This is a genomic window from Roseobacter cerasinus (assembly GCF_009811755.1).
GTDB lineage: Bacteria > Pseudomonadota > Alphaproteobacteria > Rhodobacterales > Rhodobacteraceae > Roseobacter > Roseobacter cerasinus.
In genome coordinates this window covers 252,723-268,287 of the sequence record NZ_BLIV01000004.1, presented here as the reverse complement: position 1 = coordinate 268,287, position 15,565 = coordinate 252,723, and the positions used below count along the sequence as shown (strand labels likewise).

Genomic DNA, 15,565 nt, shown 5'->3' with positions numbered 1-15,565 from the left:
GATGAGTCGCCAAAAAGCAAGCATCCTTTCCCCTAGGTCACCCCACGCCGCCCGGTGAGGAGCCGCGCTGCGCTGGTCAGCGCCAGCCCCGCCGCGAGAAACCAGAACGAGACGTAGAGATAGGTGAGCAGCAGGAACTGCGGGCTTTCATTCTGCGAAATGACAATATTGGCCCGACCCACGATCTCATCCGCGCCGATGACAGAGGCGGTGGCCGAGGCCATGAGGATAATCAGGAAGTATTGCACCCAGGCGACCACAAAGGTCTCCCTCGCGCCGGTCAGCCCGGCCATGCGCTGCGCAAAATAGCCGCGCGACTGATCGGAGGTGAAGCCGACAACAGGAAAGGTCAGCGCCAGCGTCGCCTTGATCCAGAGCGGAACGGCCATGATGGTGCCGCTGATCGTGACCTCGCTGGGGATCATCGAGGCCATGTAGAAGAGCAACACAAAGCTGGGCACGTTGCGGCAGACGTTGGTGCCCATATGCGCCACGGACCCGAGGGCAGTGACGCGCTGCGCGCGCAACCACCCCAGCGCGCCCCCAAGCACGGTGCCGAGCCCCATGGACAACACCGAGATCAACAGGTTGATGGCGAACCCGCGTATCAGGTAGTCCGTATGGCTCAGCAAAAGTTCGATCATGCTTCGGACCCGACGATCCAGCGCCGCAAAAGCCGGAAGAGCCACAGCACGCCCAGCATCAGCAGGAAATAAAACACCAGCAACCCGTTCATGAAGGTGGCCACATCACCGCCTTCGGAGACAATCAGGTTCACGGTCGAGACCAGTTCGGCCAGAGCGATGGCGCTCGCCATCCCGGCGGCCTTGACGATGTTCACGCAGGTGGCAACCAGCCCGTCATAGGCCCGCTGGAACGCGTGCGGCAGCAGCGACCAAACCCCGGCGTCGGGATACACAGCACGCTCCTGCGCAAGCGCATGCGAGATCAGCACGGCGTTGGTCGATCCTGCATAAAGCGACAGGATCAGCGCCGCTGTGGCAAAGGCCCCGGGCGTGATGATCGCGGATTGCGCAAGCACCCCGCCCAGGCCGAAGAAGACAATATACATCTGCAGGATCGGTGGCGTCATCCGCGCCAAGGTCACAAGCAGTTTTTGCGGCAAGAGCAGCACCTGCCCCCAGACGCCGCGTCTTTGCAGCGCAGCATCCATCATCCCCAGCAACAATCCAACCGTCAGCGCACCCAGGATCGCCGTCGCCGACAGCGCAAGCGTCATCCCCAACCCCTGCGCCAGCCTCCCTCTCGTGTAAGCCTCATGCAGCACGAGAACATCGATGCCGGTGTGATCACGCAGGCGGGTCATCCAGTCGGGCGGCGCCCTGGGATCCTCATGCGCCGCAAAGGGCGGTGCCCCCTGGCAGGCGGGCGGCAAGCCATCCGCACCCCGCAAACAGGCGCCCGGAGTTGACCAGACCTTGTTCAACCCCTGCAGATAGGCACTTTCTCCGATTTGCCATTTGCGCTCCAGCGCCAGAAGCGTGCCGGCGCTGTGCCACTCCCCAATCATGGCAGAAACGAACCGACCAAGGCTGGCCTCGCGATCACTGCGGGCCACAGCCACGGCCCAGGGGGTCACCAGGATACGATCCTGCATAACTGTGTAGCCGTCCTCCGGATTCGCCAGCACCCGCTGCACAAGGGCGGTGTCGTCAAAGGCCCAGGCCACGCAGCGCCCGAACGACAGCGCCATCTTGGCTTCGCGATTGGCCGGAAAATATTGCCCTGCGACACCATAGGTCTCTTCCAGCGTCCGATTGTAGTAGGCGCCTTGCGTCATGCAGACCGGTTGGCCACGCAGATCCGCCCAGGACTGGTAAGGGCTGTCAGCAGGGACATAGGCCACCACGCCGCTGGAATAGTAGCTCGGCTGCAGCAGACCCGATTGCGCGCGCCGTGTTGCGGTGTCGCCCATGGTGGCGATCACCACATCCACCACCCCTTGCTCAAGTCGGGCCAGCCGGTTGGAGGCGGTCACGGGCACCAACTCCAACCCCACGCCCAGACGCTCCGCCAGCAGCTGGGCGAGGTCCGGCTCCAGCCCGATGATCGTCCCCTCGGCATCTAGCATGCCCCAGGGCGGATAGTCCGTCTTGACCCCGACAATCAGGCTACCGCGCTGCAGGATATGCGCAAGCCGCCCATCAGCTGCTGCGGGCACCTGCGCATCCGCCAAGGCACCCTGCCCCAGCAGGCCCAACACAAGCGCCAGCACGCGGATCATGGGGTGGCGACAGCGATCAGCCCATAACCCAGGGCCGCCGGGCAGATGCGGGTCAGAACCGTGTCAATCCGGCGCAGCGCGTTATGGCTGGTCAGCCAGCTCTCTGGCAGCACGCTCTCGGCCTCGATGCTCTTGATCCAGAAGCCCGCCTCTGCCAGCTCGGCCTGCAAGGTGGCAGGGTCATAAAGCTGGTAAGGCAGGCCCACCTCGGTGCCATCAATGACGCGGGTATAGCGGATCAGCCCTTTGGCCTTTGGGCCGGCCTTTCGCTGTTCGTGCCAGAACCGCCGCCGCCGGTTTGGCACCGAGATCAGCAGATGCCCGGTGCCCCGGCGGAGCATGCGGCGCATTTGGCGCAGCACAGTCAGACGCTCTTCGCGCGCTTCGATGTGAGCCAGCACGCCAAAAAGACAGAGGATCAAATCAGCCTGTCCGCACGCACGCACATGCGCGGTCAACGCCTCCGGGTTCGGCCCGAGTACCTTGAGATCTTTCCAGCCCATCTCGACCGCGCGCTGCGCCAGAATTTCCAGCGCTGCCGGGTTGATGTCATAGCCCGCAGCCCGACCGGCGCGTTCCTGCAGTCGCAACAGATACCGCCCGTTGCCACAGCCATAGTCGATCACATGCCCGCCCTGCGGCAGCAGATCGAGTACCTTATCCCACGTCGTCACATTCGGCCCCGGATAGCGTTTGTCGTAATGGCCCGACCGGAAGTAGAGCCTGTAGGACCCTTCGGTCGGGTTGTCCCGTTGAACCGGGCGGATATCCTGGTGATGTCCCATCAGTTCGGCGCAATCGCCCCCGAGCCCAAGGTGTTTTCGATGCGCTTGCGCCAATCGGTGTCGCGCATCCGCACAATCAGCGCGCTGTCAATGGCGCGGCGCAGCTCCTCATTGCCACCCGCCCGCGTGATCGCCCAGCCATAGGGCTCGTTGCGGTAGACGCTGTTCTGTACACTGACCTGCCCGTCGTAAGGCGCACGGCGCGACAGGTAAGACAACGCGACCCAATCCCCCAGCACCGCCTCCACCTTACCCTGATAGAGCTGCTCCACCGCCTCTTTCCACGTCGGTGTCAGTATGAAGCCACCCGGCAGCCCATCCTGTGGCATTGCATCTACCTTGCGCATGTTGTCCGCCTGATGCGCCGCACAGTCAAGCCAGGCCGCCCGCGCCATCAACCCCTCCTGCTCCGCGCTGTCCTCATCGGCGCGAAAGGCCGCTTCGGTCACCTCCTGCCGCAGAAACTCCTGCGCAGTAGAGCAGCGCAAAACGGCGATGCTCATCCCCGGCAGCGCCTGCGCGGAGACGGGCGGGTTCTCTCCAATCGCGCCGACAAAGGCCGATGTGATCACGCCCAGTATCATCGCCGACAGCGCGGTGCCGACCACGGCCATCACCATCTCGAACACCTTGCCCAGCAATGTGCGGAACCCATCGCCAACCCCTTTGAGACCAGAGGTGCGCGCGACAGCTTCCAGCATATAGGCCGTCGAGGCGCGAAACCGGCCAACCTCGCCATGGTCGTCCAACCCATCCGGTAGGCTGCGCATCAGCGCCCGCAGCAGAAACGCCGTGACCAGATTAAGCAGCAGGAAGAGAATGATCGCCCGCGCCACCGTCGGCTGAAACACGGTTTCGCTTATGGTGTTGATGGCCACCTCAAAATCGATGGCCCCCGATTGCGCCACGGCTAGCGTCAGCCCCGACGACAGATACTGCTGGCTGAAGTCATAGGTCAGCATCCGTTCGGCCGTGATTGTCAGCGGCGAGATGACCACATCGACGCTGCCGCGCCGCAGAGCGGCCTCCTGCGCGTCAATGCTGTCGCAATTCACAAAAGCCGTCGTCTTGTCGATATCCGTCGAGATGGAGTGCCACAGATCCACCGCAAAACCCCGCGGCAACCCGTCCGGCCCGGTGAACGTAAAGGGTTCCGCAGACCGGATCGCCACCACCAGATCGTGCTGGCCCTCGGGCGCGTCACAGGCCTGCACGGCAGAGACCGCGAACAAGCTAAGAAGGCAGAGACCCCAAAGGAGGACGTGGCATTGAGATCGGCGCATCAGTCGTCCCGTTGCTCGGCAACCCTTTGCGCCGGGGCGGAGGCCGCGCGCGCGCCCATCACATCGGCTTCCCGTTCCAGCGCCACATTGTCATTGATCGCAGCACCGCTACCGGCCAACTGGCGGGTCGGCTGCACGCGGCCCTGTTTCTGCTGCACGGTATGCCAGGCCTCATGCGGCAGATGTTTCTCCTGCCCCGGAGCAAGATGAATATCACTGCCCTGCGCGTAGGCATGCGCCTGAAACTGTGCCGGCGCGCTTGAGTTGTAGTGCACCCGCACGTCGCTCATATCCATACCGGATAGAGATTCCACCCCGCTGCGCAGATCTGCGGGCAGACCGCCCGAGGCTTGCTCCTCTGGCATCCCCTCACGCTGCAGCACCGGTTTTCCCGTCCAGCGCGCCAACTGCCGTACTGCGGCACTCTGATCCGCGCGGGCCTGCAACGCATGGCTTTTCGAGGCAATGGAGGCCACGGTGGCGGAGGGGGCGCTGCTCTGCCGCTTGCGGGAAAAATGCGGGCCATCTGATCTGGCAGAAAAAATATGGCTCAAGGGGATTCTCCTTATGGTGGCAAGCCTAGCACCAGAGTCCCGCGCCGTCATTTGATCTTTGGTTAACGCGGCTGCATCACCGGCGCCCTGCGGCGCAACGGTCACAGCACCGTTTGATGGAGCCTCTCATGATGCCGCCTACTGCGCGTTCAGCACCCGATCCGCCATCACCGCAGCCGAGGTGCGATTGTCGATCCCCATCTTTTGAAAGACCTGCTCCAGATGCTTGTTCACCGTCCGCGCGCTCAAGCCGAGAATCGAACTGATGTCGCGGTTGGTCTTCCCAAGCGTCAGCCAGAACAGAACCTCGGCCTCGCGCGGTGTCAGATCAAACTGCCGCGCCAGCACGTCCTCCTTGCGATCCGACGATCGCAGGATGAGTTTGACCAGAACCTCCGGCACAGGCGTCACACCCATGAACTGAAATGTCAGCGGCCCGACCTCATAGGGCAGCACGGCTGACACCGGCTGACGCCCACAAGAGGCAATCCAGGCCCTCCAGGCCGGGGCGTGGTGGGAGAGGTCAAAGCTGCGAAACGTCTCCTTCGCCTGCGATGACCCCCAGAGCAGCGTGCCGTCCAGATCAAAGGCCAGCACCGAACGGCCAGAGCTGTCCAGTGCCGCACGCGCGCTCTGCAACAGGCGCGAATTTGCGATGTGAGTGCTGAGACGGGCGATCAGCTCCTCAACGATCACCGGTTTGGTGATGTAGTCGACCCCACCGGAACTCAACCCTTCGAGGATGTGCTCCTGATCGGACAACCCGGTCATGAAAATGATCGGCGCCATCACCGCATCAGGCCCCGATTTGAGGGTGCGGCAAGTCTCGAACCCGCTGAGCCCGGGCATGACCGCATCCATCAGAATGACATCCGGCCGCACGCGATGCGTCAGGTCTATCGCGGATTGCCCGTCCGTGGCCACAAGAACGGTAATGCCATTCCGCTCCAAGGCCGTTGAGACCATGCCCAAGGCCTCCGGATTGTCGTCCACCACCAGCGCGATGCAGTTTTGGCTCATGTCACTGGGCCGCATCTTCGACATCCTCCAGCAGGTTCACGATCCCTCCGAGGTCGAAATGCTCCATATGCTTGTCCAGTTTGCGCAGCGTGCCCGCATCACACAGCCCCTTAGCCCGCAGCCGGTGCAGCTGTTGGCGGACCCCTGCGATGTGGCCCAGAGACGCACTTTCGATCAGCCGCATCCGATCCTCGGCGCCCAGCCGGACCGCGTCGATCTCACGTGTATCCTGATCCTCCTTCGGGACCAGCTTGAGCTTCAAAAGCTCGGCGATCTGCATCAGGAGCTCGTCAAGATTGAACGGCTTCGCCATAAACGCATCATGCAGCGCGATCTTCGGTCGGCTGACGCTCTCTTCATCCGCATGCCCTGAAATCACAATAATCGGCAGATGCGGCCAGTCGCCAAAACGCAGTTCCTGCGCAAAGGACCATCCGTCCTGGTCAGGCATATCGATGTCCAGCAGCATGATATCAGGCCGCGCTTCGCTCAGCATCTGCTCCGCCATATCCGTGGATGGGGCGATCAGCACAACAAACCCGAGATGGCTGAGAAATTGTTCGACCAGAGACAAATGGTTGGTGTCGTCATCCACAACCAGCACTGTCTGACGCGGGCCGGTGTAGCCGACAAATGCGGGCAAAGCGGCATCATCGCGCCGGTCTTCCAGATCAAATACACCGGGCGTGATCGATGGCAGCATGAGCTTGACGGAAAAAATGCTGCCCTCCCCCGGGCTGCTTTCCACATCGATCTCGCCGCCGAGGATTTCAACCAGCAGTTTGGTGATCGTCAGCCCGAGCCCTGAGCCTTGCTGCCCCGACTGGCCTGCACGTTCAAAGGGCCGCCAGATGCGCGGGATGTTCTGCGGTTCAATGCCAATGCCGGTGTCGGTGACCGTGATCAGAGCAACCTCGTTGCGGTAGGCCAAATCCAGCGCAACACGCCCGGTATCGGTGTAGCGGATCGCGTTGGACAGCAGGTTGATGATGATCTGGCGCAGACGCTTTTCGTCGGTGCCCACCAGCGTCGGCAACCGTCCCCGGATCGTCCAGTCAAAGGCGATACCCTTTGCGGCGGCCTCCGCTTCGAAAATCGCAGCAATCTGATGTAGCAGAACGCGCAGGTTGACGCGGTCGCGCATGATCTCCAACCGCCCCGCTTCGATCCGGGCGATGTCCAGCAGGCCATCGATCAGCCCGGCGAGATGTTCTGATGACCGGCGGATGCTGGTGATAGACCCGCGCCAATCCGTCAGGCCCGGGTCCTTTTCAAGGAGCTGCGCAAAGCCGTAGATCGCGTTCAGCGGCGTGCGTAGCTCATGGCTGAGGCCCGACATATAGCGGGTCTTGGCGAGATTGGCGGCCTCGGCTTTTTCCTTGGCCTGTTGCAGCGCCTGTTCAGTACGGTCATGGGCGCGAATTTCCTTGAGCAACAGTTCGGTCTGCCGCTCCGCCTCCGCCATGGCGTTGCGGCGGCTCTCGCCCACCAGAATGAACATCCAGACAGAAATGCCGATCACAATCAGGATCATGCAGAAGATGATGGTCAGGACCGCATCTTGGGTATCGGCCCCTGCAAACCCCCGGATAAAGAGCAGCAAGACGCCGAAACTCAGTGAAATGGCACTGGTCGTGACCAGAAACCGCGAGAGCCGCGACTGCAACGCCTTGGCCACGGGCTCCGGCAGGGCGGCGTGCAGCGCTTCGCTGACGGTCTTGTCTAGCCGCCCATGCGGTTTGCAATGGTCCTGGCATGCTGCATCGAGGCTGCAACACAGCGAGCATATGCGCCCGAAATGGAAAGGGCAGTGGCTCGTATCCTCGGCATCGAACCGGTATTCGCAGACCGTGCAGGTCTGCAGCCCAGGCTCTTCCGACGTCTCGGTGTCGTCCCGCGCCAGATAGTAGCGCCCACCCGTCGCCCAGGCGAGGATCGGCGCCAGCGTGAAGGCCGTCAGCAGCGCCACGAAGGATGAGAACGCCTGCGCCAGAGGGCCAAACAGCCCGGCGTAGGCCAGCAGCGAGACCACACAGGACACGACCATCGCGCCGATACCCACCGGGTTCACGTCATAGAGATGTGAGCGCCGGAATTCGATGCCCTTGGGGCTGAGGCCCAGCGGCTTGTTCACCACCAGATCCGCCACCAGTGCCCCGATCCAGGCCACAGCCACATGAGAATAGAGGCTGAGCACGTGTTCCAGCCCGGTGAAGACCCCAAGCTCCATCAGCATCAGCGCAATGGCCACGTTAAAGACCAGCCAGACCACGCGGCCCGGGTGGCTCTTGGTCAGGCGAGAGAAGAAGTTGGACCAGGCAATGGAGCCCGCATAGGCGTTGGTGACGTTGATCTTCAGCTGTGACAAAATCACAAAAATCGCCGTCAACCCTAAGACCAGGGCGGGTGAGCTCAACACCTGTTCAAAGGCGGTGTGATACATGCGCGTGGGGTCCGTCGCCTCCTGTGGTGGCACGCTTTCGCGGATGGCGAGGGTGACGAGATAGGACCCGGCCAGCATCTTGAGCATCCCCAGCACCGACCAGCCGGGGCCGGCACAGATGAGGGCCAGCCACCATTTCCGCTTGTCGCTTCGGGTTTTCGGTTCCGGTAAAAAGCGCAGGAAATCCACCTGCTCGCCGATCTGCGCCACCAGCGAAAACACCACCCCCGAGGCCGCACCCAGCATCAGCAGACGCGAGGTGTCGGGCACGGCGGGGTTACCCTCAAACCCCGTCCACATCTCCAGATCATATCCCGAAAAGGCCAGCAACACGAAGGGCAGCGCATGTAGCAGCACCCAAAGCGGCTGGGTCCAGGCCTGAAAGGTGGAGATCTTGGAAAACCCATGCACGACCAACGGGATGACCACCAGTGAGCTGGCCACATAGCCCAGGAACAGAGGCACTCCGAGTGTGAATTTCAGCGCAAGCGCCAGGATAGCGGCCTCCAGCGCAAAGAAGATGAAGGTGAAAGACGCGTAGATCAGCGAGGTGATCGTCGAGCCGAGATAGCCAAAGCCCGCCCCGCGCGTCATCAGGTCGATATCTAGCCCGTATTTGGCAGCATAGTAGGAAATCGGGAATCCGGTCAGAAACAGGATCGCACCCACGAGCATGATCGCAGTGATCGCCGTGTCGAACCCGTAGGTCAGCGTGATGGTGGCACCAATGGCCTCCAGCGCGAGGAAGGAGATCGACCCGATGGCGGTGTTTGCCACCCGGCCATAGCTCCAACGCCGCGCGCGCCGCGCAGTATAGCGCAGCGCAAAATCCTCCATCGTCTCGTTGGCGACCCAACGATTGTAGGTGCGCTTTTCACGCGTGGCTTTGAGACGTGCGACCATACCGCTCCCATGCAGAAAGGAGATGCTCTGCCCCACGTCAGCCATCGCAAAAAGTGGTCAGGCTCCCCCAGCCCTTATCATTGGCATGACAGTACGTGCACAAAACGCGCATCCCTATACGTCATTTGACGTATACTGCGCCGCAGCATTGCCCGCGATCATTCCAACAGCGGGTGATCTGGAATCGCCCATTTCTTGAGCATCTGACAAGGGGGCAACATGTCTGACGATATTTCTGACAATAAAACCAACGGGGTAAGCCGCAGGGCGGTGCTTGCCGGGGGCACGGCGCTGACAGCCTCGCTGTTCATGCCAAAGGGCCTGCGCGCGGCGGACTTTCCGACGGCAGAGGTGAACACAACCGGTCTCGCGGTCACCGATGATACGGTCACCATCGGCATTCTGCACTCGATCACTGGCACTATGGCGATCTCCGAGACCGGCTCGGTGCAGGCCGAGAAGCTTGCGATTGAACAGATCAACGCACAGGGCGGCATCTTGGGCCGCAAAATCGAATATATCCAGGAGGATGGTGCCTCCGACTGGCCGACCTTTGCGGAGAAAGCGCGCAAGCTGCTGGTCAACGACAAGGTCGCGAGCGTCATGGGCTGCTGGACATCGGCCTCGCGCAAGGCGGTGCTGCCGGTCTTTGAGCAGCACAATGGATTCCTCTACTACCCAACCTTCTATGAAGGTCTCGAAGAGAGCCCGAACGTGATCTACACCGGGCAGGAGGCCACGCAGCAGATCATCGCGGGTCTCGACTGGGTGAACCAGACGAAGGGCGCCAAGACATTCTATCTGCTCGGCTCTGACTACATCTGGCCGCGCACGTCGAACAAGATCGCACGTAAGCACATCGAGAACTTCATGGACGGTTGCAAGGTCGTGGGCGAAGAATACTATCCGCTCGGCCATACGCAGTTCAACTCGGTCATCAACAAGATCCGTCTGCGCAAGCCCGATGTGATCTACGCCATCGTTGTGGGCGGCTCGAACGTTGCCTTCTACAAGCAACTCAAGGCGGCTGGCATCGATATGACCAAGGAAAAGCCGATCCTGCTGACCATCTCGGTGACCGAGGACGAGATCCGCGGCATCGGCGGCGAGAACATCGACGGCGCCTATGCCTGCATGAAGTATTTCCAGTCCTTGGAAAACGAAAACAACCTCGCTTTCGTCAGTGCCTTCAAGGAGATGTGGGGCGACGACATGGTGATCGGCGACGTGACCCAAGCCGCCTATCTCGGCCCTTGGCTCTGGAAAGCCGCTGTCGAAAAAGCAGGCAGCTTCGACGTCGACAAGGTGCGCGAGGCCAGCCCAGGCATCGAGCTGACAAGCGCGCCCGAAGGCTACGTGAAAGTGCATGAGAACCATCACCTCTGGTCCAAGACGCGTGTGGGTCGTGCGCAGGCGGATGGTCAGTACGAGGTTGTGTTCGAGACCGCCGACCTGGTGGAGCCTGATCCCTTCCCCGAAGGCTACCAATAAGGCCGGTTTCGCGGTCCGGGGTGCCAGACCCGGGCCGCCCCTACTTTCCCAAAAGACACCCGGAGGCATGAGATGTTTGCCGATTATTCAATGGCCGAGCTTGGCGCTATTTTCGCCATGCAGGGCTTTGCAGGGCTGATCCTGTTTTCTGTTTTTGTGCTCATGGCTCTGGGTCTGGCGATCATCTTCGGCCAGATGGGCGTGATCAACATGGCGCATGGGGAGTTCATGATCCTCGGCGCTTACGTCACCTATCTGATGTCGAACCTCTTTGCGGACTACATGCCTGCACTGTTCAGTATCTATTTCTTCGTGGCGATGATCCTCGCGTTCATCGCCTCCGGGCTGCTTGGCCTCTTCGTCGAATGGGCGATGATTAGACACCTCTATAAACGGCCCCTCGATACGCTGCTGGCCACCTGGGGGTTGAGCCTCATTCTGCAGCAGACATATCGCAGCGTCTTTGGTGCGCGGGAGGTTGGTGTGTCGATCCCCGATTGGATGATGGGGTCCCTACCCCTGACCGACCTAATTGAAGTACCGATCAACGGCATTTTTGTGATGGTGCTCGCCGTGGGCATTTCACTGGCCGTCTACATCATGATGTTCCGCTCCCGCTGGGGCAAACAGGTGCGCGCGATCAATCAGAACCGCGTGATGGCAGGCGCTGTCGGCATCAACACCGAATGGACCGACCGGCTGACCTTTGGCATCGGCTGTGGTGTGGCAGGTGTCGCGGGCTCGGCGTTTACGATGATCGGCTCGACCGGACCGACCGCCGGGCAGCTCTATATCGTCGACACCTTCCTCGTGGTGGTCTTCGGCGGCGCAGGCTCGCTCCTCGGCACCATCGCCTCCGCCTTCTCGATCAGCCAGGCGCAGTCGATCATGGAGTTCTTCCTCTCCGGCTCAATGGCCAAGGTGCTGACCCTGCTGGTGGTCGTGGGCATCCTGATGATCCGCCCGCAGGGCCTCTTCTCTCTCAAGCTGCGCAAGTAAGGACCCAGCCAGATGCAATCCTCCGCCTTCCTCAGCCGCAAAGAGATGATCGGCTTTGCCTTGCTTGCCGCGCTTATCTTCATCGTCTTTCCGATGATGCTGGACAGCTTCCGCCTCAACCTCTTTGGCAAATACCTCACTTACGCGTTTGTCGCCGTGGGCCTCGCGCTCTGCTGGGGCGCGGGCGGCATCCTGAGCCTTGGGCAGGGCGTGTTCTTTGGCCTGGGCGGCTACTGCATGGCGATGTTCCTCAAGCTCGAAGCCTCCACGCCCGAGAACACGTCGATCCAATCCACCCCCGGCATCCCGGACTTCATGGATTGGAACCAGCTGACCGAACTGCCGGTGTGGTGGCAGCCCTTCTACTCGCTGCCGCTGGCCCTGTTTGCGGTGGTGGCGGTGCCTGTGGTCTTCGCCTTCATCATCGGGGTGGCCATGTTCACCCGGCGCGTCGGCGGGGTCTATTTTGCCATCATCACCCAGGCATTTGCCGCCATCCTGACAATCCTGATCATCGGCCAGCAAGGCTATACCGGCGGCGTGAACGGCATCACCGATCTGCGCACGCTGCTGGGCTGGGATATTCGCACCGACGAGGCCAAGACCACGCTTTACTTCGTGAACGGTGTGTTGCTCTTTGCGGTGCTGTTCGCGGCGCAATATGTGCGCAAATCCAAGCTTGGGCGGCTCCTGATCGCAATGCGCGATCAGGAGGACCGGGTGCGCTTCTCGGGCTACAACGTGGCAAACTTCAAGATTTTCATCTTCTGCTTGGGCGCCGCCTTCGCGGGCATCGGCGGGGCCATGTTCACGCTGCAGGTGGGCTTCATGTCGCCAACGCTCGTGGGCATCGTGCCCTCGATTGAAATGGTGATCTTCTGCGCCGTGGGCGGGCGGCTGTCGATCCTCGGCGCTGTCTATGGCGCGCTGCTGGTCAACTGGGCCAAAACCACCTTCTCCGAAAGCTTCCCCGAGCTGTGGCTCTTTGGCCTGGGCGGCTTGTTCATCGCGGTGGTGATGCTCTTCCCCAACGGCCTCGCAGGGGTCTGGTCTGAGAAGATCGAACCGCGGCTGCTCGCCCTGCTGGGCAAGGCGCCCGCTGACAAATCTGCGCCCGACGGCGCCCCGGCGGAGTAAGCGACATGCAAGAGCGTTTCATCCTGAAAGTCGAAGACCTCACCGTCTCCTTCGACGGGTTCAAGGCGGTCGACGCGCTGAGCTTTTACGTGGAGCCGAACGAATGCCGCGTGATCATCGGGCCGAATGGGGCCGGCAAGACCACGGTGCTGGATCTGATCTGCGGCCGCACCAAGGCCACCGCAGGGTCGGTCAAATTCCACGACCAAGAGCTTCTGACCATGCGCGAAGACCAGATCGTGAATGCCGGTGTGGGCCGCAAATTCCAGACACCTTCGGTTTACGAAGACCTGACCGTTTTTGAAAACCTGGAGCTCAGCTATCCCAAGGGCCACAGCGTCTTTGGCGCGCTGGTCTTCAAACGCGATACGGATGTGCGGGCGCGGATCAAGGAGATCGCCGAAACCATCTTCCTCGCCGATCAGCTGGACGAAAAGGCCGCCTTTCTCAGCCACGGGCAAAAGCAATGGCTGGAGATCGGAATGCTGCTGATCCAGGACCCGGAGCTTTTGATGCTCGATGAGCCGGTCGCCGGTATGTCGGTGGCCGAGCGCAAGAAAACCGCCGAGCTGCTCAACCGCATCATCCAGGACCGCTCCGTCATCGTGATCGAGCATGACATGGGCTTTGTCGCTGACATCGCGACCCGCGTGACCGTGCTGCACCAGGGCAAAACGCTCTCCGAAGGCTCGATGGAGCGGGTGCAGAACGATCCCAAGGTTGTCGAAGTTTACTTGGGCCACTGAAGGAGAGACCAAGATGCTGAATGTGAAATCCCTCCGCGCGGCTTACGGCGAAAGCGAAATCCTGCACGGTCTGAACCTTGATGTGGCCCCCGGCGAGATCGTGGCGATCATGGGCCGCAACGGCATGGGCAAGACCACGCTGATGAAGACGCTGATGGGCATCGTGCCTGAACGGGGCGGCGATGTCTCGGTGGGAGATCAGGCGATCACCGGGCTGAAATCGCACCAGCGCGTGGCGCGCGGCATCGCCTATGTGCCGCAGGGGCGGATGATCTTTTCCGCCATGACCGTGCAGGAAAACGTGGAAACCGGGCTGACTGTGACCGGCCAGTCGAACGTGCCCGAGGACATCTACGAGCTGTTCCCGGTGCTGCTGGAGATGAAGAACCGCCGGGGTGGCAACCTATCCGGTGGCCAGCAACAGCAGCTGGCCATTGCCCGCGCGCTGGCCTCGAACCCCAAGGTGCTGCTGCTGGATGAGCCGACCGAAGGCATTCAGCCGTCGATCATCCGCGAGATGGCGCGCACTCTGCGCCGCATCCGCGATGAAAAGGGGCTGAGCATCGTCGTTTCCGAACAAGTGCTGAGCTTCGCGCTCGATGTCGCTGACCGCGTGATGGTCATCGAAAACGGCACCTTCGTGCACGACAGCCCGCGCGCGGGGCTCGACGAGGCCAAGGTCTCGAAATTCCTATCCGTATGAAGACCAAAACAGGAGGTAGACATGGCTGACACATTGATTTCCGTAGAGCTCAGCGAAAGCCCACACACCAATGAGAATGTGCACAATCGCTGGCACCCGGACATACCGATCAACGTCTGGGTCGAGCCGGGCGATGATTTCAAGATCGAGACCTATGATTGGACCGGCGGGCAGATCAAGAACGACGACGATGCGTCGGATGTGCGGGACGTGGAGCTGGAGCAGGTGCATTACCTCTCCGGCCCCATCGGCGTGAAGGGCGCGGAGCCGGGCGATTTGCTGGTTGTTGATATTCTCGACATCGGCGCCAAAGAGGAGATGCTCTGGGGCTTCAACGGGTTCTTCTCCAAACAGAATGGCGGCGGTTTTCTGACCGAACATTTCCCCGAGGCGCAGAAGTCGATCTGGGACATTGACGGGATGTTCACCAAATCGCGCCACGTGCCCGGCGTGAAATACGCAGGGCTGATCCACCCCGGGCTGATCGGCTGTCTGCCGGATCGCAAGATGCTGGATATGTGGAACAGCCGCGAAACCGCGCTTTTCAACACCGACCCCGACCGCACACCGCCGCTGGCCGCCCTGCCCAACACGCAAAGCGCGCATATGGGGGCCATGAAAGGGGAGGCGCGCGACGCCGCCGCCGCTGAGGCCGCGCGCACCGTGCCGCCGCGCGAGCACGGCGGGAACTGCGACATCAAGGATCTCTCCCGCGGCTCCAAGATCTATTTCCCGGTCTATGTGGACGGCGCCGGGCTTTCGATGGGGGATCTGCACTTCAGCCAGGGTGATGGCGAGATCACCTTCTGCGGGGCTATCGAAATGGCCGGCTGGCTGCACCTGAAGGTCTCGCTGATCAAGGACGGCATGGCGAAATACGGGATCAAGAACCCGATCTTCAAACCCTCGCCGATCACGCCCGCCTACAACGATTATCTGATCTTCGAAGGCATCTCGGTCGACGAGCAGGGCGAACAGCACTACCTCGATGTGCATATCGCCTATCGGCAGGCGTGCCTCAACGCCATCGAGTACCTGAAGAAATTCGGCTACTCCGGCGCGCAGGCCTATGCGATCCTCGGCACCGCGCCGGTGCAGGGGCATATCTCTGGTGTCGTGGACATTCCAAACGCCTGTGCCACGCTCTGGCTGCCCAATGATATCTTCGAATGGGACATGATGCCCAATGCCGAGGGGCCGACGAAGTACCTCGACGGCAGCATCGATGTGCCCCTGGCGCCCGATCTCTAACACCT

13 protein-coding genes are annotated in these 15,565 nt (G+C 61.5%); 6 read left to right on the top strand and 7 right to left on the bottom strand.

Features of this window, described 5'->3' with window-relative positions:
- Positions 1-32 precede the first annotated feature (32 nt).
- The 7 genes from So717_RS12285 to So717_RS12255 form a co-directional block, all read right to left on the bottom strand.
- The gene (locus So717_RS12285) at positions 33-644 is read right to left on the bottom strand and encodes an ABC transporter permease family protein (protein WP_159977664.1); all 612 of its coding nucleotides are present in this window, start codon (positions 642-644) and stop codon (positions 33-35) included.
- Complete coding sequence (locus So717_RS12280; protein ID WP_159977662.1) at positions 641-2,245, bottom strand: transporter substrate-binding domain-containing protein; 1,605 nt, start codon at positions 2,243-2,245, stop codon at positions 641-643. Before So717_RS12280 ends, So717_RS12285 begins: the two co-directional genes overlap by 4 nt.
- Positions 2,242-3,030 carry a class I SAM-dependent methyltransferase gene (locus tag So717_RS12275; RefSeq protein WP_159977660.1) on the bottom strand — a complete coding sequence of 263 codons (789 nt, stop codon included), beginning with the start codon at positions 3,028-3,030 and terminating at the stop codon, positions 2,242-2,244. The genes So717_RS12280 and So717_RS12275 overlap by 4 nt, the downstream gene beginning before the upstream one ends.
- Positions 3,030-4,262: a transporter substrate-binding domain-containing protein gene (locus So717_RS12270; protein WP_159977658.1), complete on the bottom strand. Its 1,233-nt coding sequence runs from the start codon at positions 4,260-4,262 to the stop codon at positions 3,030-3,032. Before So717_RS12270 ends, So717_RS12275 begins: the two co-directional genes overlap by 1 nt.
- A 50-nt stretch (positions 4,263-4,312) precedes the next feature.
- Positions 4,313-4,867, bottom strand: coding sequence for an eCIS core domain-containing protein (locus So717_RS12265; protein WP_238840880.1), 555 nt, complete (start codon positions 4,865-4,867; stop codon positions 4,313-4,315).
- A 138-nt stretch (positions 4,868-5,005) separates the two neighbouring features.
- Positions 5,006-5,902 carry a response regulator transcription factor gene (locus So717_RS12260; protein ID WP_159977654.1) on the bottom strand — a complete coding sequence of 299 codons (897 nt, stop codon included), beginning with the start codon at positions 5,900-5,902 and terminating at the stop codon, positions 5,006-5,008.
- Entirely contained in the window at positions 5,889-9,278 is a 3,390-nt protein-coding gene (locus So717_RS12255) for a hybrid sensor histidine kinase/response regulator (RefSeq protein ID WP_238840878.1), read from the bottom strand. Before So717_RS12255 ends, So717_RS12260 begins: the two co-directional genes overlap by 14 nt.
- Positions 9,279-9,452: 174 nt before the next feature.
- On the opposite strand from So717_RS12255, the gene urtA reads away from it, so the two are divergent.
- The 6 genes from urtA to fmdA all read left to right on the top strand — a co-directional run bounded on the left by urtA (position 9,453) and on the right by fmdA (position 15,560).
- A complete protein-coding gene (urtA, locus tag So717_RS12250) occupies positions 9,453-10,724 on the top strand; it encodes an urea ABC transporter substrate-binding protein (protein ID WP_159977652.1) in 1,272 nt (423 codons plus the stop codon).
- Between the two features lie 72 nt (positions 10,725-10,796).
- Positions 10,797-11,723, top strand: a complete 927-nt coding sequence (gene urtB / locus So717_RS12245) for an urea ABC transporter permease subunit UrtB (RefSeq protein WP_159977650.1) — start codon at positions 10,797-10,799, stop codon at positions 11,721-11,723.
- 12 nt (positions 11,724-11,735) lie between these two features.
- Positions 11,736-12,860: an urea ABC transporter permease subunit UrtC gene (urtC, locus tag So717_RS12240; RefSeq protein WP_159977648.1), complete on the top strand. Its 1,125-nt coding sequence runs from the start codon at positions 11,736-11,738 to the stop codon at positions 12,858-12,860.
- Between the two features lie 5 nt (positions 12,861-12,865).
- On the top strand, positions 12,866-13,606 hold the full coding sequence (gene urtD / locus So717_RS12235) for an urea ABC transporter ATP-binding protein UrtD (protein WP_159977646.1): 741 nt from the start codon (positions 12,866-12,868) through the stop codon (positions 13,604-13,606).
- Positions 13,607-13,619: 13 nt separating this feature from the next.
- Positions 13,620-14,309, top strand: coding sequence for an urea ABC transporter ATP-binding subunit UrtE (gene urtE, locus So717_RS12230; RefSeq protein WP_159977644.1), 690 nt, complete (start codon positions 13,620-13,622; stop codon positions 14,307-14,309).
- A gap of 21 nt (positions 14,310-14,330) precedes the next feature.
- Positions 14,331-15,560, top strand: a complete 1,230-nt coding sequence (fmdA, locus tag So717_RS12225) for a formamidase (RefSeq protein ID WP_159977642.1) — start codon at positions 14,331-14,333, stop codon at positions 15,558-15,560.
- The last annotated feature ends 5 nt before the right edge of the window (positions 15,561-15,565 follow it).